At 76.4% G+C, this 26152-nt stretch carries 23 protein-coding genes and 1 tRNA gene; 14 read left to right on the forward strand and 10 right to left on the reverse strand.

Annotated elements, in window-relative coordinates:
- Nucleotides 1-11 precede the first annotated feature (11 nt).
- From MN205_RS15385 to MN205_RS15410, 6 genes are all read right to left on the reverse strand, one after another.
- On the reverse strand, nt 12-671 hold the full coding sequence (locus MN205_RS15385; protein WP_242128820.1) for an SAF domain-containing protein: 660 nt from the start codon (nt 669-671) through the stop codon (nt 12-14).
- 104 nt (nt 672-775) lie between these two features.
- Nucleotides 776-1123 (reverse strand): FmdB family zinc ribbon protein, encoded by a 348-nt coding sequence (locus MN205_RS15390; RefSeq protein WP_242129488.1) that lies wholly within the window; start codon nt 1121-1123, stop codon nt 776-778.
- An 86-nt stretch (nt 1124-1209) separates the two neighbouring features.
- On the reverse strand, nt 1210-4299 hold the full coding sequence (locus tag MN205_RS21285) for a phosphodiester glycosidase family protein (RefSeq protein WP_305037221.1): 3090 nt from the start codon (nt 4297-4299) through the stop codon (nt 1210-1212).
- 31 nt (nt 4300-4330) lie between these two features.
- Entirely contained in the window at nt 4331-5842 is a 1512-nt protein-coding gene (locus MN205_RS15400; protein WP_242128822.1) for a potassium/proton antiporter, read from the reverse strand.
- 58 nt (nt 5843-5900) lie between these two features.
- On the reverse strand, nt 5901-6917 hold the full coding sequence (locus tag MN205_RS15405; RefSeq protein WP_242128824.1) for a glycosyltransferase family 2 protein: 1017 nt from the start codon (nt 6915-6917) through the stop codon (nt 5901-5903).
- 179 nt (nt 6918-7096) lie between these two features.
- On the reverse strand, nt 7097-7789 hold the full coding sequence (locus MN205_RS15410; protein ID WP_242128826.1) for a 5-formyltetrahydrofolate cyclo-ligase: 693 nt from the start codon (nt 7787-7789) through the stop codon (nt 7097-7099).
- A gap of 157 nt (nt 7790-7946) precedes the next feature.
- Between MN205_RS15410 and galU the strand changes: the two genes are divergently transcribed.
- The 9 genes from galU to MN205_RS15455 all read left to right on the forward strand — a co-directional run bounded on the left by galU (nt 7947) and on the right by MN205_RS15455 (nt 16091).
- The gene (galU, locus tag MN205_RS15415; protein ID WP_242128828.1) at nt 7947-8873 is read left to right on the forward strand and encodes a UTP--glucose-1-phosphate uridylyltransferase GalU; all 927 of its coding nucleotides are present in this window, start codon (nt 7947-7949) and stop codon (nt 8871-8873) included.
- Entirely contained in the window at nt 8870-10171 is a 1302-nt protein-coding gene (gene glp / locus MN205_RS15420) for a gephyrin-like molybdotransferase Glp (protein WP_242128830.1), read from the forward strand. The genes galU and glp overlap by 4 nt, the downstream gene beginning before the upstream one ends.
- Nucleotides 10168-10674 (forward strand): cyclic pyranopterin monophosphate synthase MoaC, encoded by a 507-nt coding sequence (moaC, locus tag MN205_RS15425; protein ID WP_242128833.1) that lies wholly within the window; start codon nt 10168-10170, stop codon nt 10672-10674. The genes glp and moaC overlap by 4 nt, the downstream gene beginning before the upstream one ends.
- Entirely contained in the window at nt 10667-11188 is a 522-nt protein-coding gene (locus tag MN205_RS15430) for a molybdenum cofactor biosynthesis protein B (protein ID WP_242128835.1), read from the forward strand. The genes moaC and MN205_RS15430 overlap by 8 nt, the downstream gene beginning before the upstream one ends.
- Nucleotides 11172-11795, forward strand: coding sequence for a GNAT family N-acetyltransferase (locus tag MN205_RS15435; protein ID WP_242128837.1), 624 nt, complete (start codon nt 11172-11174; stop codon nt 11793-11795). Before MN205_RS15430 ends, MN205_RS15435 begins: the two co-directional genes overlap by 17 nt.
- A 130-nt stretch (nt 11796-11925) precedes the next feature.
- Nucleotides 11926-12813 carry a hypothetical protein gene (locus MN205_RS15440; protein ID WP_242128839.1) on the forward strand — a complete coding sequence of 296 codons (888 nt, stop codon included), beginning with the start codon at nt 11926-11928 and terminating at the stop codon, nt 12811-12813.
- 73 nt (nt 12814-12886) lie between these two features.
- Nucleotides 12887-12959: transfer RNA gene (locus tag MN205_RS15445), tRNA-Ala, on the forward strand.
- A 263-nt stretch (nt 12960-13222) separates the two neighbouring features.
- Nucleotides 13223-14794, forward strand: a complete 1572-nt coding sequence (locus MN205_RS15450; RefSeq protein ID WP_242128841.1) for a sugar transferase — start codon at nt 13223-13225, stop codon at nt 14792-14794.
- A gap of 214 nt (nt 14795-15008) precedes the next feature.
- Entirely contained in the window at nt 15009-16091 is a 1083-nt protein-coding gene (locus tag MN205_RS15455; RefSeq protein ID WP_242128843.1) for a hypothetical protein, read from the forward strand.
- Nucleotides 16092-16127: 36 nt separating this feature from the next.
- Here MN205_RS15455 and MN205_RS15460 read toward each other — a convergent pair whose 3' ends face one another.
- From MN205_RS15460 to MN205_RS15475, 4 genes are all read right to left on the reverse strand, one after another.
- Nucleotides 16128-17354, reverse strand: coding sequence for a right-handed parallel beta-helix repeat-containing protein (locus MN205_RS15460; RefSeq protein WP_242128845.1), 1227 nt, complete (start codon nt 17352-17354; stop codon nt 16128-16130).
- 186 nt (nt 17355-17540) lie between these two features.
- On the reverse strand, nt 17541-17999 hold the full coding sequence (locus MN205_RS21290; RefSeq protein WP_305037222.1) for a DapH/DapD/GlmU-related protein: 459 nt from the start codon (nt 17997-17999) through the stop codon (nt 17541-17543).
- 28 nt (nt 18000-18027) lie between these two features.
- Nucleotides 18028-18894, reverse strand: a complete 867-nt coding sequence (locus MN205_RS15470; RefSeq protein ID WP_242128847.1) for a glycosyltransferase — start codon at nt 18892-18894, stop codon at nt 18028-18030.
- Nucleotides 18895-18941: 47 nt separating this feature from the next.
- Nucleotides 18942-19850 carry a hypothetical protein gene (locus tag MN205_RS15475; protein WP_242128849.1) on the reverse strand — a complete coding sequence of 303 codons (909 nt, stop codon included), beginning with the start codon at nt 19848-19850 and terminating at the stop codon, nt 18942-18944.
- A gap of 313 nt (nt 19851-20163) precedes the next feature.
- On the opposite strand from MN205_RS15475, the gene MN205_RS15480 reads away from it, so the two are divergent.
- From MN205_RS15480 to MN205_RS15500, 5 genes are all read left to right on the forward strand, one after another.
- Entirely contained in the window at nt 20164-21000 is an 837-nt protein-coding gene (locus MN205_RS15480) for a hypothetical protein (RefSeq protein ID WP_242128850.1), read from the forward strand.
- A gap of 110 nt (nt 21001-21110) precedes the next feature.
- On the forward strand, nt 21111-22403 hold the full coding sequence (locus MN205_RS22010) for an O-antigen ligase (RefSeq protein ID WP_242128853.1): 1293 nt from the start codon (nt 21111-21113) through the stop codon (nt 22401-22403).
- A 59-nt stretch (nt 22404-22462) separates the two neighbouring features.
- Complete coding sequence (locus tag MN205_RS15490) at nt 22463-23473, forward strand: polysaccharide pyruvyl transferase family protein (RefSeq protein WP_242128855.1); 1011 nt, start codon at nt 22463-22465, stop codon at nt 23471-23473.
- Nucleotides 23474-23654: 181 nt separating this feature from the next.
- Complete coding sequence (locus MN205_RS15495) at nt 23655-25238, forward strand: lipopolysaccharide biosynthesis protein (protein ID WP_242128857.1); 1584 nt, start codon at nt 23655-23657, stop codon at nt 25236-25238.
- Complete coding sequence (locus tag MN205_RS15500; RefSeq protein ID WP_242128859.1) at nt 25228-26145, forward strand: glycosyltransferase family 2 protein; 918 nt, start codon at nt 25228-25230, stop codon at nt 26143-26145. The genes MN205_RS15495 and MN205_RS15500 overlap by 11 nt, the downstream gene beginning before the upstream one ends.
- Nucleotides 26146-26152 lie beyond the last annotated feature (7 nt).

Here is a 26152-nt window from a genome sequence, read left to right on the forward strand (position 1 = left end):
CCCACCCGGCGTCACGGCGCGCGCAGGGCGAGCACCGTGCGCCCGGACGCCGCTGCCAGGCGCGCGGCCGTGGGCGGGTCCACCGCCACCAGCACGCTGCCCGGCCCGCCCGGTGCCGCGCCGAGGAACCCGCTGCCGGTGGCCGTGGTGGGCACCGCGAGGACCACGACGTCGGAGGCGACGCGCTCGGCGCCGGTGGGCAGGCCCGTGACGGGGTCGTCGGTGCGGGCCAGGACGTCGACGCGGGCACCGGACCGCAGCCCGTCGAGGACCGCCGGGTCGCCCACGGCGACGGTGGTGGCCAGCGTGCCCGGCGGCTGCCCGGCCAGCAGGCCGGCGCCGGTGGTGCGCGCGTCCGTGAGGACCTCACCGCGGCGCACCGCGCCGGAGAGCACGGCACCCCGCGCGCCGGCGTCGTCCAGGGCGCCGTCGGGCACGGTGCCCGACGGGCGCTCGTCGCTGCGCACGTCGCCCACCGTCAGGGCCGCCCCGGCCGGCAGGTCGCGCGTCGCGACGAGCACCGGCCGCGTCGCCGGCTGCGGCGGCGCCAGCGCGGACACCGCCACCCCGGCGGCGGCGGCGGTCAGCCCGGCGCTGAGCCAGCGCCGGGCCAGCCTGCGCCGCCGCCGGTCGCGGGGCCCGGCGGGGCGGGGTGTCGTCTCGCGCAGCACACCCGGACGCTAGGGAGGCGCGGCCGCCCAGCCGGTCGCGTCCGTGCCCGGCTGTGGACCGCCGCGGCGGTGCGGCCGGTGTGGAGACCGGGTGAGCCGTCCACTCAGGCGGCGGAGGTCGAGCCGCCCGACGCGGAGGAGGACGAGGACGAGGTGGACGACTTGGACGAGGACGAGCTCGTCGAGGACGACGAGTCCGAACTCTTGGCCGCCGAGCCGCCGGAGTCCTTGGACCCGCTCTTGGCGTCCGAGCCGCCGGACCCGTTGCCGGAGCCGCTGCGCGAGTCGGTGCGGTAGAAGCCGGAGCCCTTGAAGACGATGCCGACGTTGTTGAACAGCTTGCGCAGCTGCCCCGAGCACTCGGGGCAGGTGGTGAGGGCGTCGTCGCTGAAGGACTGGCGGACCTCGAAGCTGTGGTCGCACTGCTGGCACGCGTAGGCGTAGGTGGGCACGTCGTCTCCAGGGAGGTCGAGACCCCGACTGGCACTCGGGGAGTTCGAGTGCCAATCCTACTCGCCGCGCGGACCCCGCGCGGCCCTCAGCGCGCCGCGCGCCCCCGGCGCACCACGGCCTGACCCAGCGGCCGGGCGTGCACCCGGAGCCAGCCGTCGTCGGCACCGGCCGGCAGCGCACCGGCGACCTCCGGCGGGCTCGGCGCGGCGGCGTCGACGGTGAGCAGGGTCCAGCAGCCGCTGCCGCCGCCGGGGGCGAGGGCCCGGGCGGCCCCCACCTCCAGCACCCCCTCGCGCCGGGTGACCGCCGGGGTGGCCCCGTCCGCCCGGCCCACCAGGGCGATCCGCCCGCCGGTCGCGGTGCGCCAGCGCGCCGCCCACCCGCGCAGCAGGGCCGACTCGTCCGGGTCCACCAGGTCGCCGGCCCCGCTGCCCGGGCCTCGCGCGGCGACGACCACGACCCCCGTGACGGCGCCGTCGGCGGCCGCCGCGTCCAGCTCGGCGCGCAGCCACGGCAGCTGGGTGAAGCCGGCGGTGCGCAGCGAGCCGCCGGTGGCGTCCAGCAGCACGTAGCGGGTGCCGGCCAGGTCGAGCCGCCGGTGCGGCGCCGCGGCGCCGCTGGACGCCGGCCCCGCGGCGGCGGCCGTTCCCGCCTCACCGTCGCCGGGCAGCCACGACCAGGAGGTGGCGGCGGGCAGCTCCTGCGCCAGCACCTCACGGGCCAGCGCCACGTCGGCGTCGGTGCCGGCCCGCCCCGGGGTGCCGACGACGTCCCCGGAGAGCAGCACGTGCTGCGCTCCGGCGGCGGCCGCGCCCCGCAGGGCCTCGCGCAGCGGCGTCTCGGTGCCGGGGTGCGCGGCGCGGACGTGGGTGGCGGCCACGAGCGCGACGCGGCCGGTGCGCGGGCCGGTGGCGGTGCCCGGGCCGAGGGCTGGGTCGCGCGGTGCGTCCACCGCCCCGGGAGCGGCCGGTGCCGTGCCGGCCTCCAGGGCGGCGAGGTCCAGCCGGCCCGCGGTGCGGCGGGCGGCGTCGGTCTGCGCCACGTACACCCGCTCCACGGCCACCTCGCGCGCCCCGGCGGGCACGGCGGCCGTCAGGCGGCGCCAGCCGGTGAAGTCGACCCGCTCGGCGAACGTCACCGGCCGGGCGGCGCCGTCCACGCGCAGCACCGCCCGCAGCCAGCCGCCGGCTCCGTCGCCGCGCACCCGCAGAGCGACCTCGCGGGTGCCGGCGGGCAGCGCGACGGGCGGGTCGGCGACGGCGGCGGCCACGGACGTGCCGGTCGGTTGCTCGTGCGTGTCGTGGGTGAGCCGCAGCGCCGCCCGGACGCCGGCCAGGTCGTCCACGGTGACGGGGGCGAGGGCGGCGGTCGCGCGCGTGGCGGCGGCTCGCCAGCGGCCGGGGTCGGTGACGGGGTCGGCGAGCACCGTGCTCAGGCCGACGGCGACGGCGGTGGTGGTGCTCACCGCCCCGGCGCGCAGGACGACGGGCACCGCGGCAGGGCCCGTGCCGGCGGCGGTCAGCCGGAGGCGGCCGTCGGGCAGGGCGGCGACGCTCAGCAGGGCGGGGTCGGTGGTGACGGTGACGTCGGCGGCGTCGACGCGGGCGCGCCGGCCCTCGCCGTCGCGGCCGGTGATCTGCACGTCGGCGACCGCGCCCGCGGTGGTCAGCTGCGGGGAGGGGTCGAGCTCCAGGGAGGCGAGCGGGCCGAGCACCTCCAGCGCCAGCTCGCCCGAGGCGGCCCCGGCCCGGACGCGCAGCACCGTGCGCCCGGGTGAGCTGCCCCGCACCAGCACGCGGGTCCCGCCGTCGCCGGGCTCGACGGACTCGACGGCCGCCGTGGCGGGGGCGTCGGTGCTGAACGCCGGTGCCTCCAGCGGTGCGGGTGCCAGCGCGGCGTCGGTGCCCGCGGCCTCCACGGCCAGCAGCAGGCCGGGCAGGACCCGGCCGCCCGGTCCGCGCCAGACGATCCCGGTGGCGCGCCCGTCCGCGGCCGGTGGCAGCAGCCCGACGGCGTGGGCGACGGCCCGCGGGGCGCCGTCGGACGGTTCACCGACGACTGCGACGTGCGCCTCGCCGGCGGGACGTGCCACGAGCTGCGCGGAGCCGCCGCCGTCGAGCACCACGGCACCGGCCGCACCGGCCTCGACCATCCGCTGCGCGGTCTCAACGGCGGTCAGCCCGCGCGAGCGGGCGGTGCCGCCGTCGGCGGTCAGCAGCAGCAGCTCCCCGGCGCGGGTCCACCCGAGCGCGGTGCGCGCGCGCAGGGCGGCCCAGGTGGGGTCGGCGGTGTCGATGGCGGCGACGGCGCCGTCGCGCACGAGCTCCAGACGGGCGCCCAGGGCGAAGCCGTCCGAACCGGGGTCGAGGGCGCCGACGCGCACGTCGACGGCGGTGCTCGCGGGGGTGCCGACGGCGGTGCCGGCCAGGGCGGTGGCGACGGTGCCGGTGGCGACGAGGACGAGGCCGTCCGCGGGCACGGGGGTGCGCCCGGGGGAGCGCACGGCGCTGACGCGGCCGGCGCGCACCTCGACCTCCAGGCCGCCGGGGGCGGTCGGGGTCCGGTCCCCGGGACCCCAGGCGGGGGTGAACAGCGCCACCGCGTCGGCGGGGACGGTGCGGGTGGCGAGGGCGGCCAGCGGCCAGGTGCGCTCGCCGACGGTGGCGGTGCCGGTCAGCCGCACGTCGCCGAGGCGACCGGCCCAGCCGGTGGGGGTGTCGTCGACGCCGACGGCGCGCTGCACCGCGGCGTCGGCCTTGAGGGCGTGGCCGTCGACGACGACGGGGCCGTCGGGCGTGCCGGTGCGGTCGATGTCGTAGAAGTCGCCGTTGACGGCGGCGACCGCGCCGGCGGCGGTGGCCAGCTCGGCGGGGGTGCGCGGTTCGGACAGGCTGCGCTGCAGCAGCGCGGGCCGGGTGCCGGTGCCGGGGGCCAGGCGCAGCAGCGAAGTGCGCTGGGAGCCGGCGGCGTCGAGGGTGGCGAGCCGCTCCAGGGTCAGGCCGGGGGCGACGGTCGTCAGCGTGCGCTCCAGCTCGACGCGGCCGGGGGCGGCGGCCAGCGCCCGCGGGTCCGGCAGGCCGGCGGCGCTGCCGGCGGCGTCCGCGCGGGTGGCGGGCGAGGCGGCGGGGACGAGCAGGCTGGCGAGGCCCCCGGTGAGGACCGTGCGACGGCGCATGCACGAAAGGTATCCGCTGGGGCACGCGGAGTTACCGGCTTGGGGGGTGGCGCCAGTCCGCCAGCTTGCCGTGCCGGCTGACCTGCTGCAGCCGCTCCTCCACCACCGAGCGCTCCGCGGTGCCCGTGACCACCAGCACCTCGTCACCGCGGCGCAGGGCGGTGCGCGTCCCCGGCACGAACGTCGCCCCGTCGCGCGCCACCAGCGTCACGTTCGCGCCCGGCGGCAGCCGCAGCTCGAACACCTCCACCCCGTGCAGCCGCGAGCCGTCCCCCACCCGCACCCGCACCACGTCCGCCGACAGCGTCCCCAGCGGGGAGACCTCCACGTCCAGCTCGGCCGTGGTGGTCGTCGGCACCAGCCGCAGCACCCGCGCCAGCGGCCGCAGGGTGGGCGCCTGCAGCAGCGTGAACACGACGACCAGGACGAGCACCACGTCGAAGAGCTGCTCCGTGCCGGGCACCCCCGCCACCGCCGGCACGGTCGCCAGCACGACCGGCACCGCGCCCCGCAGCCCCGCCCACGACAGGAAGGCGAGCTCCGCCGCGCTGGAGCGCTGCGAGCCCCGGAACGGCAGCAGGCTCACCAGCACGGACAGCGGCCGCGCCAGCACCGTCAGCACCAGCCCGACGAGGAGCGCGTCCAGCACCACGCCCGGCAGCCGCGACGGGCTCGCCAGCAGCCCGAGCGCCACGAACAGCCCGATCTGCGCCAGCCACCCGGCGGACTCGGCCACGCCCCGCGTGGTGTGCCGGTGCGGCAGCCGGGAGTTGCCCAGCACCAGGGCGCACAGGTACGTCGCCAGGAAGCCGGAGCCGCGCAGCAGGTCGGCGCCGGCGTAGGCGCCCACGGTCAGGGCGAGGACCGCCACCGGGTACAGCCCGGAGCTCGGCAGCGCGGTCCGGCGCAGCAGCCACGCCCCGGCGAAGCCGCCGCCGACGCCGACGGCGGTGCCGACGGCCAGCTGCAGCACCGCCTGCCCGACCGCGGCCCACCACGTCGGCGCGGCACCACCGCCGGCGACCTCCGTCAGCGTCAGCACGGCGATGACGACGGGCGCGTCGTTCAGACCCGACTCCGCCTCCAGCACCCCCGTCAGCCGCCGCGGCAGCGGCACCGAGCGCAGCACCGAGAAGACCGCGGCCGCGTCGGTGGAGGAGACCACCGCCCCGATCAGCAGCGACACCGGCCACGACGTGCCCAGAAGCAGGTGCGCCCCCACGCCCACCACGGCCGTGGACACGGCGGTGCCGACGGTCGAGAGGACCGCCGCCGGCGCCAGGACCCCGCGGATCGTGCCCCAGCTGGTGGTCAGGCCGCCCTCGGCGAGGATGAGGATGAGCGCGCCGTAGCCGAGCACCTGCGCCAGCTCGGCGTCGGAGAAGAGCACCCCCAGGCCGCCCTCGCCGACGAGCAGCCCCAGCCCCAGGTACAGCAGCAGCGACGGCAGCCCGGTCCGGGCCGACAGCCGCACCGCCAGGACCGCCAGGAGCAGCACGGCGGAGGAGAGCAGCAAGACGGCGCTGAGCTCCTCGACGGTCATGCGGCACCGTACCGGCCGGGGCCCGCGCGGACGGCCGTGGCCTCAGCCGCCGCCGGCGTCAGGGCGCGACGGCGCGCGGCTCGCGCAGGTCCACCTCGGCGGGCGCGGGCCCGCGCACGGCGGCGACGGCGTCGGTGGTCCAGCCGGCGCCCCAGTCGCGGCGCTCGCGCCACAGCGGCGCCCAGGTCTCCTCGCCCCCGCCGCGCCCGGCCAGCGCCAGCGCGCGCTCCCCGACGGTGCGCAGCCCCACCCCGCCGGCCAGCAGCGCGGTGCCGGCCGCGGCGCGCGCGGGGCTCCAGCGCTTGCGGGCGAACTCGGCCTTGCCGCGCAGCACCATCCGCAGCTTGCCGGTGCGCGAGGCGGAGGACTTGCCGCCGGCGTGCACGACGACCGCGTCGGGGGTGACGGAGGGGTGCATGCCGCGGGCGATGGCGCGCGCGCTGAGGTCGGCGTCCTCGCTGTACATGAAGAACGCCTCGTCGAACCCGCCGAGCGCCTCCCACGTCTGGCGGGTGGCCAGCAGGAAGGCGCCGCTGACGACGCCGACGTCGCGCACGCTGTCGCGGTCCCAGCGCCCGAGCGACTCGGGGTCGAAGACGGGGGAGCGCTTGAACGCCGTGGACAGGCCGGTGGCGTAGCAGAACCAGCTCCACAGCGTCGGCTGGGCGAAGCAGGACGTCAGGGACACCGTGCCGTCGGGGTAGAGGACGCGCCCGCCGACGACGCCGCGCGTGGGGTCCTGCTCGAGGAAGGCCAGCAGGGCGTCGATCGCCCCGGGCAGCACGACGGCGTCGGGGTTGAGCAGCAGCACGTGCCGGCCGCTGCTGATCTCGGCGGCGCGGTTGCAGGCGGCGGCGAAGCCGAGGTTCTGCGGCGAGAAGCGCACGACCAGGTCCGGGTCGGCGGCGGCGCGCTCGGCGAGCAGGGTCCGGGTGGGCTCGTCGGAGGCGTTGTCCAGCACGACGACCTCGTGGGAGGCGGCGGGGCGCCCCTCGCCGGCCAGCGCGTCCAGGCACTGGGCGGTCCACTCGGGCGCGTTGTAGGTCACGACGACGACGGACACGTCCACGGTCACGGGGGCTCCTCCTCGCCGGCGCCGCCGGGAACACCGGTCAGCACTCGGAGTCGATCTGGGCACAGCTCGCAGTCACCATCGGCGGGGCACAGTGAACCACGCCGGTGCCGGTCCCCGGCCGGGGCGCGGGCCCGGAGCGCGGGGGAGGTGCGTGCGCGCGGGGGCGGGGCGGGCGGCGGTCAGGCGGTGAACGGCATCCAGCGGGTGGGGGTGACCACGGCCTGCACCGGGCGGTCGTGCGGCAGCACCGGCAGGGGGCTGACGGCGGCGTCGAACAGCTCGTCGTCGTGCACGAGCGCCACCACCGGCACCCGGGCCGGCACCCTGCGCAGCGCCCGGTCGTAGCTGCCGCCGCCCTGGCCGAGGCGGCGTCCGGCGGTGTCCACGGCCAGCGCGGGCACGACGACGACGTCGGCGGTGGCGATGGCGTGCGGCCCCAGGGGGCCGTGGCCGTGCCCGCCGGTGGCGTCGCTGCGCACCGCGCGCACCTCCCAGTCGAGGTCGGCGTCGGGCAGCAGCACGGGCAGCAGGACCTCCACGCCGTGCCGGCGCAGCTCGCTCAGGGCCGAGCGGGTGCCGGGTTCGCCGGGCAGGGAGGAGTAGCAGGCGACGCGGTGGGCACCGGCGACGAGCGGGCAGGCCAGCAGGGTGCGGGCCACGGCGGCGTCGACCTCGGCGGCCTCGGCGGCGCCGCGGGTGCGGCGGCGGGCGCGCACCGCGGTGCGCAGGCCCAGCTTGCGCGCGCCCACCTCGACGGGGTCGTGGGCGACGTGCAGGCGCCCCGGGTGCGAGGTCGCGCGTGACGCCGCGTGCGGCGTCGTGCGCGACGTGGTGCCGGTGGTGGACCGCGCGTCGTCGCGGGTGGGGGGCACGGCGGCTCCTGAGGCTCTCGGACGTGCCGCGCGCGCGGTTGCACGCGGGACGTCACCGCGTCCAGTCTGCCCCCGCGACGCCCGGAAAGCCATGCCCGCCGTGACCGCTTGGCTGCTCTCGGTGTCCCGGTTGAGCCGGGCGGTAGCCTCCGGCCCCATGAGCGAACGCGACGAGCGTCCCGGCCGCACGGTCCGCAAGGCCGTCATCCCGGCTGCGGGCCAGGGCACCCGGTTCCTGCCCGCCACGAAGGCCATGCCCAAGGAGATGCTGCCGGTGGTGGACACCCCGGCCATCCAGTACATCGTCGAGGAGGCGGTGCGTGCCGGCCTGACGGACGTCCTCATGATCACCGGCCGCAACAAGCGGTCGCTGGAGGACCACTTCGACCGCAACGTCGAGCTGGAGGTGGGCCTGCGGGCCAAGGGGGACGACGCCAAGCTCGCCCGCGTGCAGGAGTCCACGGACCTGGCGCAGGTGCACTACGTGCGCCAGGGCGACCCCAAGGGCCTGGGGCACGCGGTGCTGGTCGCCGAGCAGCACGTGGGCGACGAGCCGTTCGTGGTGCTGCTGGGCGACGACATCGTCGACTCCCGCGACCCCCTGCTGGACAAGATGATCGAGGTGCGCGAGCAGCGCGGCGGCAGCGTCGTGGCGTTCATGGAGGTCCCCGAGGACCAGATCCACCTGTACGGGTGCGCGGTGGCCGAGCCCACGGACGTCGAGGACGTCGTGAAGGTCTCCGGCCTGGTGGAGAAGCCCAAGCGCGAGGAGGCCCCCAGCAACCTCGCCATCATCGGCCGCTACCTGCTGGACCCGGCCGTGTTCGCGGTGCTGCACGAGACGCCGCCCGGCAAGGGCGGGGAGATCCAGCTCACCGACGCCCTGCAGGTGCTGGCGCGCTCCGACGCCCCGGGCGGCGGCGTGCACGGGGTGGTCTTCCGCGGCCGCCGCTACGACACCGGCGACAAGCTGGACTACATCAAGGCCGTGGTGCGCCTGGCCAGCGAGCGCGAGGACATCGGCCCGGAGCTGCGCGAGTGGCTGGGCGAGTACGTCGCGGCGGGGGCCGGCGCGTCCTCGTGAGCGCCGCCCCCCACCCCTCCTCGCACGGGGACGGGCCGTTCACCCCGGTCTCCGAGCACGCCGCCGCCTGCCTGGACCTGGTGCGCCCGCTGCCGCCGCTGGACGTGGCGCTGCGCGACGCGCTGGGGTGCGTGCTGGCCGAGGACGTGGTCAGCCCGCGCCCGCTGCCGGCGTTCGACAACTCCGGCATGGACGGCTACGCGGTGCGGGTGCGCGACGTGGAGGGCGCCTCGGAGGAGTCCCCGGTGGGGTTGCCGGTGGTGGCGGACATCGCGGCCGGCAGCGGCGACCCGATGCGCCTGCCGGGCGGTGCGTGCGCGCGCATCATGACCGGCGCGCCGGTGCCGGCGGGCGCGGAGGCCGTGGTGCCGGTGGAGTGGACCGACCGCGGGGTGGCGCACGTGACGGTCCGGCGCGCCCCGCGCCCGGGTCAGCACGTGCGCCGCGCCGGCGAGGACGTCGCCGCCGGCGTGGTGGTGGTGGAGGCCGGCACCCGCCTGCAGCCCCGGCACGTCGGCGTCCTGGCGGCGGTGGGTCGCGCCCGGGTGCGGGTGCGCCCGCGCCCGCGCGTGGTGGTGGTCTCCACCGGCGCGGAGGTCGTCGAGCCGGGCGCCGTGCTGGCGCCGGGGCAGCTGCACGACACCAACGGCTACCTGCTGACGGCCGCCGCGGAGGACGTGGGTGCGCTGGCCTACCGGGTGGGCGTGGTCGACGACGACGCCGCCGCGCTGGCGGCGGTGCTGGACGACCAGCTGGTGCGCGCCGACGTGGTGGTGACCTCCGGCGGGGTCAGCGAGGGCGCCTACGACACGGTCAAGGAGGTGCTGTCCGGGCCGCTGGGCGAGCGCGCCGGGCACCGGGTGCGCTTCGGGCGCGTGGCGGTGCAGCCGGGGATGCCGCAGGGCGCGGGCACCCTGGGCGAGCAGCGGGTGCCGGTGTTCACGCTGCCGGGCAACCCGGTCAGCTCGTTCGTGTCCTTCGAGGTGTTCGTGCGCCCCGCGCTGCGCCGGATGCTCGGCGCGGAGGGCCCCGACCCCGAGCGCCCGCGGGTGCGGTGCGTGGTCGCCCGGGGCTGGACGTCGCCGTCGGCGAAGGAGCAGTACGTGCGGTGCGCGTGGACGCGCGGCGAGGACGGCCGCCTGCACGTGGCGCCGGTGTCCGGGCACGGCTCGCACCTGGTGACCGCCCTGGCGCGCACGACGTGCCTGGCCGTGGTACCCGTGGGCACGTCCGAGGTGGAGGTGGGCGACGAGGTGGAGTGCGTGCTGCTGGGACCGCTGCCGGTGGGGCAGCCGTGAGCGGGGACGCGGCGGCCGGGGAGCGGCTGACGCACCTGGACGAGCGCGGGCACGCCCGAGTGGTGGACGTGTCCGCCAAACCCGTCACGGTGCGCGAGGCGCGCGCCGAGGGGCGGGTCGAGTGCTCGCCGCGGGTGCTGGAGCTGATCGCCTCCGGCGGGCTGCCCAAGGGCGACGCGCTGGCCGTGGCGCGCATCGCGGGGCTGCAGGCCGCCAAGCGCACCCCGGACCTGGTGCCGCTGGCGCACCCGGTGGCCGTGCACGCCGTCGAGGTCGAGATCGACGTGGAACCGGACGCCGAGCGGCCGGGTGTGCTGATCCGCTCCGCCGTGCGCACCGCGGACCGCACGGGCATCGAGATGGAGGCGCTGACGTGCGTGGTCGTGGCGGCGCTGACGTTCGTGGACATGGTCAAGGCCGTGGACAAGCGCACGGTCGTCACCGGGGTGCGGGTGACCGCCAAGAGCGGTGGGCGCTCGGGGGACTGGAGCGTGGATGACTGACGCGACGGCCGGTGGGGTGCGGCGCAGCGCCCTGGTGGTGACGGTCTCGAACCGCGCCTCCGCCGGCGTGTACGCGGACGACTCCGGGCCCGTCCTCGTGGACGGCCTGGGCTCCATGGGCTTCGCCGTGGACGGCCCGGTCGTGGTGCCCGACGGCGACCCGGTGGAGGAGGCGCTGCGCGACGCGGTCGCCGCCGGGTACGACGTGGTGGTGACCAACGGCGGGACGGGGCTGAGCCCGCTGGACCTGACGCCGGAGCGCACCCGGCGCGTCCTCGACTACGAGGTCCCCGGTGTGCCCGAGGCGATCCGCGCCGCCGGTGCCGCGAAGGGGGTTCCCACCGCGGTGCTCTCGCGCGGGTTGGCCGGCGTCGCGGGGCGCACGTTCGTGGTGAACCTGCCGGGTTCCCCCGGTGCGGTGCGCGACGGCGTGGAGGTCCTGTCGGGTTTCCTGCCGCACGCCGTCGAGCAGGTGCACGGCGGCGACCACCGCCGTGGTGGCGGTACCCCGTGAGCCGGGCGTGACGGTGCCGTTCTGGCCGGCGGAACTGGTCGAGGGCTCGGTGCGGCTGCGGCCGCTGCGCAGGCGCGACGCCGCGCAGTGGCGGGCGGTGCGCGCCGCGAACGCGTCCTGGTTGCGGCCGTGGGAGGCGACGAGCCCGGACCCGGCCGGGCCGGTGCCGACGTTCGCGCAGATGGTGCGGGGTTTCTCGCGCGAGGCGCGCGCGGGCCGGATGCTGCCGTTCGTGGTGGAGCTCGACGGGCGCCTGGTGGGGCAGGTGACCGTCTCGGGCGTGACGTGGGGTTCGCTGCGCTCGGCGCACGTGGGGTACTGGATCGACCAGCGGGTCGCCGGCCGCGGCACGATCCCGCTGGCGCTGGCGATGGTGGTCGACCACTGCTTCCGCGTGCTGCGCCTGCACCGGATCGAGGTGAACATCCGCCCGGAGAACGCGGCGTCGCTGCGGGTGGCGGCCAAGCTGGGCCTGCGCGACGAGGGGTTGCGCGAGCGGTACCTGCACATCGACGGGGCGTGGCGCGACCACCGCACGTTCGCGGTGACGGCGGAGGAGGTGCCGGAGGGGATGGTGACCCGGTACCGGAACTCCACCCGGTCCTGAACGGATCCCCGGGAGGTGGTTTCACCGTGGGCACGAGGGGTAACCGGACGGTGGCGGGGTGGGAAAGCGGTGCGGCGACACACCGTCGAGGTCCACGGTGTCGTGGACGGCGAGCCCTAGCGTTTCGCCCGTGCCCGCGAGCAGCCTGATCTTCCTCACCATCGTCGTCCTGTGGGCTGCCTACCTGGTGCCCTCGGCCATCCGGCGGCGCCGGCACGCCGGGGAGGCCCGCGTCGGCGACCGCGACTCCGAGGCGCTGCGCGTGGTGGTGCGCCAGGGCTCCGCCCCCGCGGAGCGCCCCGGGGCCCTCGCCGCCTCCTCCAGCCGTCCCGTGCTCGCCGGGCCGGCGCCGCGGCCGCAGCCGGCCGCTCCGGCGGCGCCGGCCGCCGCACCCGCTGCCGCGCCGGCCGAGCCGCGCGTGCTGGTGCAGCAGACCCGCACGAGCCGGGTGGTGCGCCGGCGCCGCCGTCTGCTGGGGGCCGTGCTGGGCGCTGCGGCGGTGACGTGGGCGCTGGTGCTGGCGTCGGTGGCGCCCGCGTGGGCGGCCCTGCTGCCGACCGCCGCCCTGGCCCTGGTGGTGGTGGCGCTGCGCCGGCACGCCGCCGCCGCGCCGGCGCCGGTGCTGGTGCCCACCGCGGTGGTGCCCGCACCCGCGGCCCCCGCCGAGGACGCCGGCCGCGCGGGCGGCACGGTGCTGGACGACCTGACCGCGCAGCTGGAGCGCGAGCTCGCCGAGGAGCTGGCTGCCGCGCGGGCGGCCGCCGACGGCGCGGTCCCGGCGCCCCGGACGCAGCCGGAGGCGCCCGCCGCGGCTGCGGACGGCGCCGGCTGGGAGCCCGCGGAGGTCCCGCTGCCGACGTACCTGCTCAAGCCGCGCGCCCGCCTGGTGCGTCCCGCCCGCGCCGGTGCGCCGGTCGCCGGCCCGGTGGAGGTCGACGTGGAGGTCACCCCGGCGCGGTCGGTGCGCGGGCACCGGGTGATCGACGTGCGCGAGCACTCCCGCGTCGTCAACGGCTGAGCACCGGCGTCCGGGGTGGTGCCCCGGGCCTGGTAGTGTTCTTCTCGCTCCCGCGGCAACGGGGAGCGAGCAAGGGGCTGTGGCGCAGCTGGTAGCGCACCTCGTTCGCAACGAGGGGGTCAGGGGTTCGAGTCCCCTCAGCTCCACATCACGGAAGAGGCCCCCGCCGGGTTCGGCGGGGGCCTCTTCGTCGTTGGCAGTGCCGGCGCGCTTGGTCGCCGAGAGTGATCGCTGCTCGTGTTGCGCTCAACGATCCCTGTGGGAGGGTTGCGGAGAACAGGTGATGCCCAGCTACCATCCGTGGCAGAGGGTCACCCGAACGTACGCACGCACTTCGCGGCGGTCGAGTGGCCCGGTGCCACACCGTCGTGGTCTCGATCATTCGCAGGACCTCGACGGGGGGAGAGGCATGGCGGCGGAGGAACTGGCGGCAGGACAGGTGCGGGTCTTCCCGCACCAGCAGCGGAGGGTCATCGACGGCTCCACCGCTCCCACGGCGACCGCTCCCTTCCTCCCCGTCTCACGGCGGCGACCCGCACCGACGGGTGCGCACCGCGCCTCCCGCCGCGCCGTGTGGCAGCACGAGTACGTGCGCACCCTCGTCGCGAGCGACGCCGTGGCCGCGGTGATGGGCGCCCTGCTGGGCTGGGCAGCCCGCTTCGGCGGCTCCCCGCTGCACCTGGGCACCGTCAGCGGTGCGTCGGTGCTGTGGCTGATGGCGCTGCTGCCGCCGATCTGGGTGGCCGCGATGGGCTTGATGCGCGCCTACGAGCCGCGCTTCCTCGGGGTGGGCTCGGAGGAGTTCCAGCGGGTCCTCACCGCCGGCACCACCGTCGTGGCGCTCGTGGGCACCCTGTCGTGGGCGTTCAAGCTCGACCTGGCGCGCGGCTTCGTGGTCGTGGCGCTGCCGGCGGCGGGCCTGCTGACGCTGGCGGGCCGCCTGGTGGCCCGCCGCTACCTGCACCGCCGTCGCGCGGCGGGGGAGTGCGTGCAGTCCACGCTGGTGGCCGGGCACCCGCAGGCGGTGGCCGCCCTGGTGCGGCAGGTGCGCCGCGACACCGACCACGGCCTGCGCATCGACGGCGCCTGCACCCCCGGCGGTCGGAGCAGCGCCGAGCTGGAGGCGCTGGGCGTGCCGGTGTGCGGGACGCTCGACGACGTCGCCGCGGTGGCCCGCCGCACCGACGTCGACGTGGTCGCCACCCTCACCTGCCCGGAGCTGGACGGGCCGGTGCTGCGACGGCTCGGCTGGCAGCTGGAGGACACCCGCGCCGACCTCGTCGTCGCCCCGGCGCTGACGGACGTGGTGGGCCCGCGCGTGGTCATCCGGCCCGTGTCCGGGCTGCCGCTGCTGCACGTGGAGCGCCCCGAGCTGCGCGGGCTGCGCCACGTCGGCAAGGCGCTGCTGGACCGCGGCTCCGCGGCCCTCGCGCTGCTGCTGCTCAGCCCGGTGTTCCTGCTGATCGCCGCGATGATCAGGCTGGACTCCAAGGGCCCGGCGTTCTTCCTGCAGACCCGCGTGGGTCGCGACGGCCGCGAGTTCACCATGGTGAAGTTCCGCTCGATGGTCACCGACGCGGAGAAGCTGCTGATCGACCTGCGTGAGAAGTCCGAGGGCAACGGGCTGCTGTTCAAGATGAAGCGCGACCCGCGGATCACCCGCGTCGGCGGGTTCCTGCGCCGCTACTCCCTGGACGAGCTGCCGCAGCTGTTCAACGTGCTGACCGGGTCGATGTCCCTGGTGGGCCCGCGGCCGCCGTTGCCGAAGGAGGTCGCCGAGTACGGCGCCGACCTGCACCGGCGGCTGCTCGTGAAGCCCGGCCTCACGGGGCTGTGGCAGGTCAGCGGGCGTTCCGACCTGGACCTGGACGAGTCGACGCGGCTGGACCTGCAGTACGTGGAGAACTGGTCCCCGGCGTTCGACGCGATGATCCTGGCCAAGACGGTCAAGGCCGTGCTGGGTGGGCGCGGGGCGTACTGAGCCCCTCTGCCCGCTCCCCGGTCCGGCGCCCGGAGTTCACCACCGGGACGACCGTGACGATCAGCGTGGCGTGTAGCCTCCGTCACGGCCAGTTCCGGCCGGCGTTCGAGGGCGAGGGAGAGTCACGCCAGTGCTCACGGGGACCAACGACGGTGCCGGTCACGCGACGGCGGGGGGAGCCTCGTCACCGGAGCCCTCCGGCGACCTCTTCCGGGTGGAACTCCTCGGGACGACGCCCGGCCGGGTCGCGTACCGCGTCGACGGGCACGAGGTGTCCGTCGCGGCCCCAGCGGTGCCGCTGACGGCCTCGGGGGACGCGGAGGTGGCGCTGGGTCTCCTCCCCGCCCTGAAGACGGGACGTCCCCTCTCGGTCGACCTGGGGATCAGCCCTCGGCTCGGGCAGGGCGTCGGGCGGTTGCAGGAGGTCCTCGCCACGTGGCTGGACCTGCCGCCCGTGCCCGTCCACGCGGACACCGCCGAACCGCCCGGGGGGCGCGTCGCGGGGGTGGGCTGCTTCTTCAGCGGCGGGGTGGACAGCTTCCACAGCGCCCTGCGGCGCCGGGACGAGATCACCCACCTGATCTTCGTGCGGGGTTTCGACATCCCCGTCGACGACGACGTCCTGGGTGCCCAGGCCGCGCAGCACGCGCGGGAGGCCGCCGACGCGCTGGGCAAGGAGCTCGTCGAGGTCACCACCGACCTGCGCCGCTACCCGCTGCTGGACAAGAAGTGGGAGTTCACCCACGGTGCCGCGCTCGCCGCGGTGGCGCACTCCCTCTCCGGTGTCGTCGGCAAGGTCTACGTCCCGGCGTCCCGCACGTACAACGACGCCCGCCCGTGGGGCTCCCACCCGCTCACCGACCCCTTGTGGAGCGGTGACGCCGTGGACCTCGTGCACGACGGCGCGGACGCCACCCGGGTGGAGAAGATCGGTTTCCTCGCCCGCGAGGACGTCGCCGCCCGGCACCTGCGGGTGTGCTGGGAGAACCGTGACGGGCGCTTCAACTGCTCGCAGTGCGAGAAGTGCACCCGCACCATGGTCGCGCTGCGCGCCCACGGGGTCCTGGACCGGTTCACGACCTTCAGCGGGGAGCTCGACCTGCGCCGGTTGCGTTCCAGCACCCCGCGGGCCCGCGCTCAGGAGGCGTTCACCCGCCAGACCCTGCGGCAGCTCGAGAGCACCGGGGCCGACCCGGAGCTCGAGTCCGCGCTGCGGTGGCAGTTGCGGCTGGGCCCCGCCCGACGGGTCGTGGGCAGGACGAGCCGGCGGATCCGGCACCGGCTGACCCGCCGCTGACGGCGGGCCGGCCGGTTCCGGCCACGTCATCAGCGGTCACCAACGGTCGCCCGTGACCTCCTGGCCGGTCCACCCCAGGACGTTCCCCGACACGGTGATGTCCTTGCCGTTCGGCATGATCATCGCCCCGTAGCGGCTGTTGTCCTCGAAGGTGTTGCCCCGGACGACCAGGCCGGTGATGCTCGCGTCGCCGCGCACGTTGATCGTGTAGGAGCCGCCGCCGAGGCGGTTGCCCTCGATGAGGACGTTCGACAGCTTCCTCGTCCCCAGCTCGGTGCCGATCATGACGGCCGCGTTGAGGGGGTCCTTCCCGTTGGAGGGGTCGAGCACGTTGCCGCGCACGACGACGTTCGAGCCGGACGTGGTCTGCACCGCGTCGCTGTGCAGCCCCTCGACGCGGGTCATGCCGTGGATCCAGCTGTCCTCGATGACGACGTCGTGGCCGAAGCGGGCGCCGTCGGCGGAGCCGTGCAGGTTCACCCGGCGCAGCGTGTAGTGGCCCCAGCCGACGCCGACGTCGGCGCCGGTGGCGTCGATCTCGCTGTCCTCGATCAGCAGGTTCCGCTTGCCCTCGGCGACCTTCACCGCCACCTGACGGCCCTTCTTCCGGCACACGACCTCGCTGTTGCGGATCACGACGTCGTCGGCGTCGACGACGACGCACCCGACGATCCGCACGCCGTCCAGCACGGTGCCGTCCCGGGTGATGGTCTGGTCGCCGGTCAGGGTGCGCTGCGTGCCCTTCCCCCGCAGGCCCGTGGTGAGCGGGCCGGGGCGGCCGTCGGTGACCTGCGCGCGCACCTTGCGGCTGGGGCGCTGCACGTCCACCGCGCCGCCGGACGTGCTCCCACCGGCGCCGAGGCCGGCGGCCGGGTCCACCACGCGCAGCGTCTTCGCGACGCTGCTGCTGCTCCTGCCGCTGACCATCCGTGCGGTGAGGCTGATGCGCCCCGAGAACGCGGACAGGTCCACGTCGGCGGTGGCGGTCCAGTCCCCGTTCGCGGTGGCGGGCGGCGCGGCGGCCACGGTGGCGCTGACGGCCTCGCCAGCGACCAGGTAGGTCAGGGTGTCGAACGCCTTCGGCGAACGGGTGGTGAGCGCCACCGTGGTGGCGGGCACGCGGGCGTTGTTCACGCTGGTGCCGGAGTAGGCGATCCACGGCGAGCTGCTCGCCGCCTGCGCGGGCAGGGTGCTCGCGGCGAGCACGACGCTCGTGCCCACGGCGGCCACGACGGCTTTCCAGGTGCGCTTCGTGCCGGCCACGGGAGCCTCCGCTCGACTGTCTGAAGGGGACGTGCTGTCCCTTGAGACATCGGGTCGGAGCGGGTGTGAGCGCCATCCCCCCGTCGTGTGAGGCGAACGGGGCCGTTCCCCGGCCGAATCGTCACGCTGCGTGGCGGGACGGGGGAGCCGCCGGGCGCCGGTGCTCCGGGCGGGTGCCGGGCCGGGTCAGACCTGCGGCGCGACGGAGGGGTGCTCGGTGCGCACGAGCCTGCCGTAGGGCCCGACGACGATGTCGCTGCGGATCACGCGGGCGGGGGAGCCGGCCACGATCGACGCCGGTGGGACGTCCTTGGTGACCACGGCGCCGGCCGCCACGATGGACCCGTCCCCGATCGTCACGCCGGGCAGCACGATGCTGCCGGCGCCGACGAAGCAGTGCCTGCCGATGCGGGTGTGCGTCTTCTTCGCCCGCGTCATGTCGTGCGCGAGGACGATCGCCTCCAGCGCCACGTAGCTGCGCTCGCCGATGTGGATGCCCTGCGGGTGGGTGCGGTCGAAGCGGGCGGACAGGCTGAACGTCGCCGTGGGGTGGATGTCCATGCCCCACACGTGCACGTTGACCGCCCTCTTGACCCCGACGATCCCCTTGCGCAGCCAGCGCAGCTGGTTCAGCGACCTCGGCATCGGCGGTTTCTCCTCGGGGCGTCGGCGGTCAGGCGGCGGGGGCGGTGCGGGAGGTGGTGTCGCGGTCCCAGGCGACCGGGGCGCCCGCGCTCAGGCGCTGCCGCGCGCGCAGCCGGGTCAGCACCCCGACGGCGGCGTACACGGGCAGTGACGGCCACAGCCCGGGCCGGCGGGCCAGCCGGCGGGCGGCGGAGGCGGGGCGCGGTCCGGCCCCGGAGGCCGCGGGGGCGGTGGAGGCGACGTGCTCGGCGACGCTGAAGCGGGCGCGCGTCTTGATCGCCAGCAGGGCGCCCAGGGTGCGCGGCGGGTGCACCGTGAAGGTGGTGCCCGGCACCGAGACCCGCTCACCGGGCGCGAACAGCGCCCGCACGAAGGTGTCGTCGCCGGTGGCGTCGGGGAAGCGGCCGAAGCGGGCCCGGCCCTCGCGGGACAGGGCGTACAGCCCGGAGCCGATCAGGTCGTCGGTGACGTACGGCAGGGCCGTCCACACCCGGTAGTAGGCGCGCACCGGCCAGGAGGAGCGGCTGACGTCCACGTGCAGCCGCGGGGCCGCCGCGAGGGCGGGGCCCCGGCGCAGGACGTCCAGCACGCGGCGCAGGTCGTCGCCGTCGACGGTGACGTCGGCGTCGAGGTACGCGCGCGGGAAGGTGGTGCACGCGTCGTCGCCGAGGTTCAGGGCGTTCGCCTTGCCCGGGACGGCCGTCTCCACCACGCGCGCACCGCGGGCGCGGGCTCGTGCGGCGGTGTCGTCGGTGCACGCGTTGGCGACGACCACGACCTCCAGGTCGTCCCCCGGGCGCAGGGCGCCCAGGCACCGGTCGATGACGGCGCCCTCGTCGTGCGCGGGGACGACGACGCTGCCGCGCAGCGCCCCCCCAGGGCTCGGCGTGCTCACGGAGCGCACCGTAGCAGTCACGCTGAGCCGGTCGGCGGGGTCGCTGCTCACGGCTCCACCACGCGCACCCTCGCTTCGGAGCGCTTGCCCGTGTTCGTGTCCGCCACCTGCACGCGCTCCTCCGGGGCGAGGACCGGCCCGTAGCGGGCGCCGCTGCCGAACACGTTGTCGCGCAGGACGACCCCGGAGATGCCGTCGTCGTCGCGGACGTTCACGCTGTAGTTGCCGCCGTCGAGGTAGTTGCCCTCGATGAGCACGTCGGACAGCTCGCCGGAGTCGTTCTCCGCCCCCAGCTGCACGGCGGCGTTGAGGACGTCGCCGTCGGAGGTGTCCGTCGGCACCAGGGTGTTGCCCCGCACGACGATGCCCGTGCCGCCGTTGGACTGCAGGGCGTCGCTGTGGGAGTCGCCGACCCGCACCATGTCGTGGACCCAGCTGTCCTCGACGGTGACGTCGCTGCCCAGGCGCGGCCCGTCGATCACGTCGTGCACCTCCACACCGCGCAGCGTGTAACCGCTCCAGCCCACGGCGACCTCGGTGCTGCCCAGCCCGTCGATCTCGGAGTCCTCGATGAGCAGGTCGCGGTCGGACCCCTCGATCACCACGGCGCGCTGCTGGTGGCCACAGCGGATCCGGACGTTGCGGAGGACCACGTCGTCGGCCTGGACGGACACGCACCCCTCGATGTCGAGGTTCTCGACCACCCGGCCGTCCTCGGTGATCGTCAGCGACCCCGACGGCTGCAGCACCGCGCCGAGCGGGACGCCGGTGTCGTGCGGTCCGGGGAAGCCCTCGGGGATGCCGAGGACGCGGGCCTGCTGCTCCAGGCGCGCGCGCTGGGCGGCGAAGCGGTCCTGCTCCTGCTCCTGCTCCTGCCCGCCGCTGCAGGCGCCGGTCGAGAGGGCCACGAGGGTGAGCAGGGCGACGGGGGCGGTGGAGCGGGGCAGCCGGGGCACGGGCACCTCTCGGGGGTCGTCCGGCGTGCTCGCCCTCGAGGACACCGTGGCCGGGCGGTCGGGAGCCAGTCGGTGCTGGCGGCGCGGCCAGCATACGGGCGGGTGCCGCGCGCACGGCCGTGCACGCAGGGTCACGACGAGCCGGAGCGGCGGAGAGATCCCCGAGATGCACGTTCCTGCTACCTCCGGTCATTGTGCAATGCTCTGCGTCGTCAACCGAGGGCCGGACGGGTGTCGCCCGGCCTGACGAGGCCCGAGGACGCGCCCTCTCCCGTCCCGGGTGCGCGAGGGACGACGAAGCCGAGGAGAAGCCATGACCATCGGATCGCTGATGCGGGTGCTCGTGCACCGCTGGTACCTCACCCTCGTGGTCGTCGCCCTCGTGGCCTGGGCCGCGCGCGGGGTGTGGAACCAGGCGGAGCCGGAGTACGAGACCTCCGCGACCTTCCTGGTGACGCCCAGCGTCTCCCTCTCCACGCCCCGGCCGGAGCAGGAGCAGGGCACGCAGCCCGGACCCAGCAACCCCTTCTCGCTGTCCGGCGGCGCCAGCACGCTCGCCGCGACCGTCTCGACGGCCCTGAACACCGCGCCCGTGCAGGCCGGGGTGCTGGCGGCCTTCCCCGAGGCGGGCTTCGCCGCCGGCGAGGCGAGCAGCAGTTCCGGCAACCGCACCTACTTCCCCGTCGTGGTGACGACGACCACCCCCGAGGCCGGCCCCGCCCTGGTCGACGCCGCCCTGCAGGCGGCGAGCCAGCAGCTGCTGGAGGTCCAGCAGCGCGTGCAGGCCCCCGCGGACGGGCTGTTCATCGTCATCCAGTCCACGCCGACCGACGGCCCCCGCGAGCTGTACCCGGACCGGGCCCGCGCCGTCGGTGCGATCGCCCTGGGCGGGCTCGCCGCCGGGATCGTGCTGATCGTGCTGGTCGACCTCGCGCTCACCTCGCTGAGCGAGCGCCGCCGTCGCCGCGCGGCCGGGTCCACGCCCGCCACGTCCGGCACCACGTCCGGCCGCACGTCCGGCCGTGCTGCCACCGGCGAGGGCGCCGGTGGCCCCGACCTGCGCGACGGGCAGCGCGGCGGGCAGCGCGCTGCCGGGCACCGCGCGGACCCGGTGCGGGAGCGGGCGGGCAGCTCCGCCCGGTCCTCCTGAGCGCCTCCTCGGCGGCCGCGTCGATCGGTCGCGCCATCGCGGACCCGCTGCGGTCCGTCGCGGCTCGCCCGCGGCCGCTGCGGATCTCCTGGCTGCCGATCGCGGTGGTCGTGTGCGCCTTCACGCTGCCCGGCAACTTCGTGCTGCCCGGCCCCCTGAAGTCCAACGGCGCCCCCGCCGGGCTGTTCTCCCTGGCCTGCCTCGTCCTGGCGGTCCTCACCGTCCTCGCCGCGCGACGCCGTCGCGCCGACGGCGAGGACCCGCGCTGGTCCCTCGTGGGCGCCGTCCTGGTGCTCAACCTCGCCGAGGCCTTCTGGACCTACGGCGTCGCGCTGACCAGCCCCCTCGACAGCGCCGAGGCCGCCGGGGCGCTGCGCTCCCTCACGGGCTCGCTCAGCGTGACCGGTGTCGGCTTCTACCTGTGGCTGGCGCTGCGCCGCCGCGACGACCTCGACCGGGTCCTCGGCTGGATCGTCGGCTGCGCGGCGTTCTCCGCCCTCGTGGCCGCCGCCAGCTGGGCTGGGCTGCTGCCGAGCTGGGCGTCGCTCGCGCGGGCGGTGGGCCTGGTGGAGAACACCCCCACCCTCGGCACCGTCAGCCGCCTGGACTTCCTGCGCGCCCGGGGCACCGGGGAGCACCCCATCGAGTACTCCCTGGGCCTGACCGCGGCCCTGCCGATCGCCCTGCACCTCGCGCGGCACGCCCTCACCTCCCGCGCCCGCCGCTGGGCCTCGCTGGCCTCCGTCGTCATCGTCGTCGGCGTCCCCCTGTCGGTCTCGCGCACCGCCGTGCTCGGCCTGGTCCTCGGCCTCGCTGTCGCCGTGTCGGTGTGGCCGGCGCGGCAGAAGCTCGCCGCGCTCGTCACCGGCGCCGCCGGTGCCGTGCTCATGTTCGTCCTCGTGCCGGAGCTGTCGCGCTCCCTCGCGCAGATCTTCCTGCTGGCGGAGGAGGACAACAGCGTCACCGGGCGGCTGGACGACTACGTCCTCGTCGAGCAGATGTTCCGCGAGAACCCCTGGCTCGGGATGGGCGCCGGCGTGTACCGCCCCGAGACCGGCGGGGTCTTCCTGGACAACACCTTCCTGGGCACCCTCGTGGGCGGCGGTGCGATCGGCGTGGCCGTGTTCGCGCTGCTGTTCCTCGTCGGCGGCGCCGTGGCGTGGGACCGCAGCGTGCTGGCTCCCGACGCCGCCGACCGCAGCCTGAACCGCTCGCTGCTGGCGGTCCTCGTCGTCGTGGCCATGGGGGCGGCGACCAGCGACGTGATGTCCTTCCAGCACCCGCGGGTCCTGCTCGTGGTGGCGCTGGGGGTGCTGGCGTCCCGGGCGGGCGTCCTCCGGACGCGGGTCGAGGACGGCGCGAGCGGGCCGGGTGCGCCCCGACCCGCCGTGGTGGCGCGGTGAGCGGGGCGGTGGACCGGGTGGCGGGTGGCGACGGGTCGAGCGAGAGGGACGGGACGAGCGTGCAGGACGGGACGGACGTGCGGGACGGCGGCACGGTGGGTTCCGGCCCCCCGGTCGTGCAGGCGCTGCGCGCGCGGTTGCTGGACGACCTGGCGGAGGTCCTGCCGGCGCACCGGTCCTGGACCGCCCTGGACTTCCCCATGCACCTGAACTGCGGCGACTCCGCCCTGCACCTCGGGCTGGAGGCTGCCGCGGCCCAGCGCGGGGCACGGGTCACCCGGATCCTGGACCGCCGCTCGTACCGCCCGGAGCTGCTGGACCCCGGCTCGCTGCCCGTGTCCATGGCCGGCGGCACCTGGGGCGGGCTCTACCCCACCCACCACGAGCTGCGGCTGCGGTTCCTGCGCGACACCCGCGGCCGCGACGCGGTCCAGATGCCCCAGTCCATCGAGCACGTGGACGAGCGGCACCGCGAGGAGCTGCGCCGGGCCGTCGGCGAGCACGGGCGCTTCACCTTCCTCGTGCGCGACCGGCGCAGCTACGACATCGCGGTGCGCGACTACGACTGCGAGGTCCGCCTCGTGCCCGACCTGGCGTTCGCGCTCGGCCCCCTGCCGCGCGGCACCGCCACCCGGCCGCTGGCCGTGCAGGCCCGCACCGACCGCGAAGCCGGGGGCGTGGAGGGTTTCGAGGAGACCTTCGACTGGATCACCGCCCCGCCCCGCTCGCGCTCCGCGCTGCTGCTGCGGGCGGCGAGGAGGGCCAACGCCCAGCAGCGCCGCAGCGCCTCCCGGCCGGTCGCGGTCGCCGCCCGGGCCGCCATGCGCGCGCTGGCCCGGGCCAACCTGCAGCGGGCCTGCTCGATGCTGTCGGTGGGGGAGCGGGTCGTCACCGACCGGCTGCACGGGCACGTCATCAGCACCCTGCTGGGCATCCCGCACGTGGTGGTCAACGACAGGTTCGGCAAGGTGCGGGCGCTGCACGAGACCTGGACGGCCGACGACCCGGGGACCTCGTTCGCGGCCTCCTGGTCCGACGTCCCCGAAGCGCTGGCGCGGCTGGGGCGCTGACCCCGTCCCCACCGGCGCCGGCTCCCCGTTCCTTGTGGCGCGGAGACGCCCGTCAGTACCCTGGGCCCGCGTGTGACGGTGGGGTCCAGTCGAGTGTGGTCGACCCGGCCTCGGCGCTGGGCGGAGAGAGGTGTCCCGTGCCCGTGTCGTCCCGTCCTGTCGCGCCCCCGCGGGTGGTGCGGTGACGTCCTCGCTGCGCGCGCGCGCAGCGTCCGGTGTGCTGTGGAGCGCGGCCCAGATGTGGCTGGTGCGCGCCACGACCGCCGGCGCGTTCATCGTCATCAGCCGCCAGCTCCAGCCCGCCGAGTTCGGCCTGGTCGCGCTGGCCATGTCCGTCATCGCCGTCCTGCAACTGCTCGGCGACAGCGGCATGGCGACCTACCTGATCCGGACCCCCGAGCTCGCCGAGCGGCACCGCAGCACCGCGTTCTGGACGAGCCTCCTGCTCGCCACCCTCCTCGCCGGGGCGCTCGCCGCGCTCGCCGGGCCGGTGTCCGCGCTGTTCGGCGAACCCGGCCTGGCGCCGGTGCTGCGCTGGCTCAGCCTCGCCCTCGTGCTCACCGGCCTGGGCAGCGTCCCCAGCGCGCTGCTGCGCCGCGACATGCGGTTCAAGCAGCTGGCCCTGCGCGGCACCGTCGCCACCCTCCTCGGGTCCGTGGTCGCCATCGTCCTGGCCCTGCTCGGTGCGGGGGTGTGGGCGCTCGTCGCCCAGACCCTGGTGCGCGGTGTCGTCAACGTCGCCATCACCTGGTCGGTGGTGCACTGGTGGCCGCGGTTCCTGCTGGACCTGCGCGAGGCCCGCGCGATGCTCGCGTTCGGGAGCAAGCTGCTGGGCATCGACCTGCTGCTGCAGGCCCGCACGCGCGGCGAGGAGTTCGTGATCGCCGGGGTGGCCGGCGCCACGACGCTGGGGTTCTGGTCGCTGGCGAGCCGGCTGGTGAGGATCATCCAGGAGACCGGCAGTTCCGTCGTGAGCACCGTGGCCACCCCGGCGTTCGCCAAGCTGCAGGACGACCGGCCGAGGTTGTTCCGCGCCTACGAGTCCGCGATGTCCACGGCCGGGCTCGTCATGTTCCCCGCCATGCTGTTCCTCGCCGTCACCAGCACCGACCTGGTGCCGCTGCTGCTGGGCGAGCAGTGGGCCGTCACCTCCCGCGTCGCGCAGGTCGTCTCCCTGGGGGCCGCGCTGGGCGTGTTCAGCCAGTTCGACCGGGCCGTGTTCGTGGCCGTCGGCCGGCTGCGGCCGGAGATCGTCATGGTGAGCGCCATCGTCGCCGTCCACCTGACCCTCGTGGTGGTCCTGATCCCGCACGGGCTCCTCTGGGTGGCCGTCGGGCTGCTGGTGCGGATCGCGCTGGTCGTCCCGGTGCGCCAGGTGGTGCTGCACCGCACCGTCGGGCTGCCGCTGCGCAGCTCCCTGAAGGCCTGGCGCGTGTTCCTCGCCGCGGTGGTGATGGCCCTGCTCGTGCAGGTCTCCTCCGTCCTGCTGGACGACGCCGCGGCGTGGTTGCGCGTGGTCGTCGCCGTCGCGGTCGCCGCCGTCACCTACCCGGTGGCGCTGTGGCTGGTGGCGCGCCCGGTCGTGCGCGCCGTCCTCGCGGACCTGCGCGGCCTGCGCCGCCGCCGGCGGCCGGCCGGCCCGCCGGCCCAGGCGCCGGCTGAGGACGCCGTCGCCGTCGGTGCCGCACCCGGCGCCGCCGTCACCCCGGACGTCCTCCCCACCGTCACCCCCACCCCAGGAGCTGACACCCGCCGTGAGCGCTGAGCCCACCACCGCCCCCTCGCCCGCCGACGGCCCGGCCGGCCGGGCCGTCGACGTGTCCGTCGTCGTGCCCTGCCTGAACGTGGTCGGCGTGGTCGAGGAGCAGCTCGCCGCCCTCGCCGCGCAGGACTACGACGGCACCTTCGAGGTGGTCCTCGCCGACAACGGCAGCACCGACGGCCTGGCCGACCACGTGCCCGGGTGGGCCCAGCGGTACGGGCTGGACCTGCGGCACGTCGACGCCTCCGCCGTGCGCGGCGTCAGCCACGCCCGCAACGCCGGGCTGCGCGCCGCGCGCGCCGACCTCGTCGCCGTCTGCGACGCCGACGACGTGGTGGTCCCCGGCTGGTTGCGCGCCCTCACCGACGCCGCCCGCGACGCCGACCTCGTGGCCGGCACCATGGACGTGGTCACGCCCAACGACGCGGTGCGCCGCGAGTGGCGCCCGGGGCCCACCCCGGGACAGCTGCAGACCCGCTTCGGGTTCCTGCCGTTCGCGATGGGCTGCAACGTGGCCGTGCGCCGCGACGTGGCCCTGGCGGTCGGCGGCTGGGACGAGTCGTACGTCGCCGGTGGTGACGACGTCGACTTCAGCTGGCGCGTGCAGCTGGCCGGGCACCGCATCGCCCTGGCCGAGGACGCCGTCGTCCGCTACCGCTACCGCACGGACCTGAGGGGCACGGCGCGGCAGTTCCGCGACTACGCCCGCAACGAGGCGCGGCTGCTGGCGCAGTACCGCGAGCACGGCGCCGTCGCGCCCGACGGGGTCTCCCGCGCGGACCTGAAGTGGCTGCTGCGGCACTGCTACCACGTCCTGCAGGGGCCGGGCCGCCGCGGCCGCTGGGTGTGCCGGGCGGCGCGCCTGCACGGCCGGGAGCAGGGCCGGCGCCGCTACCTGCGCGGGGCCTGAACGGCCG

Source organism: Kineococcus sp. TRM81007 (genome assembly GCF_022669155.1).
Lineage (GTDB): Bacteria > Actinomycetota > Actinomycetes > Actinomycetales > Kineococcaceae > Kineococcus.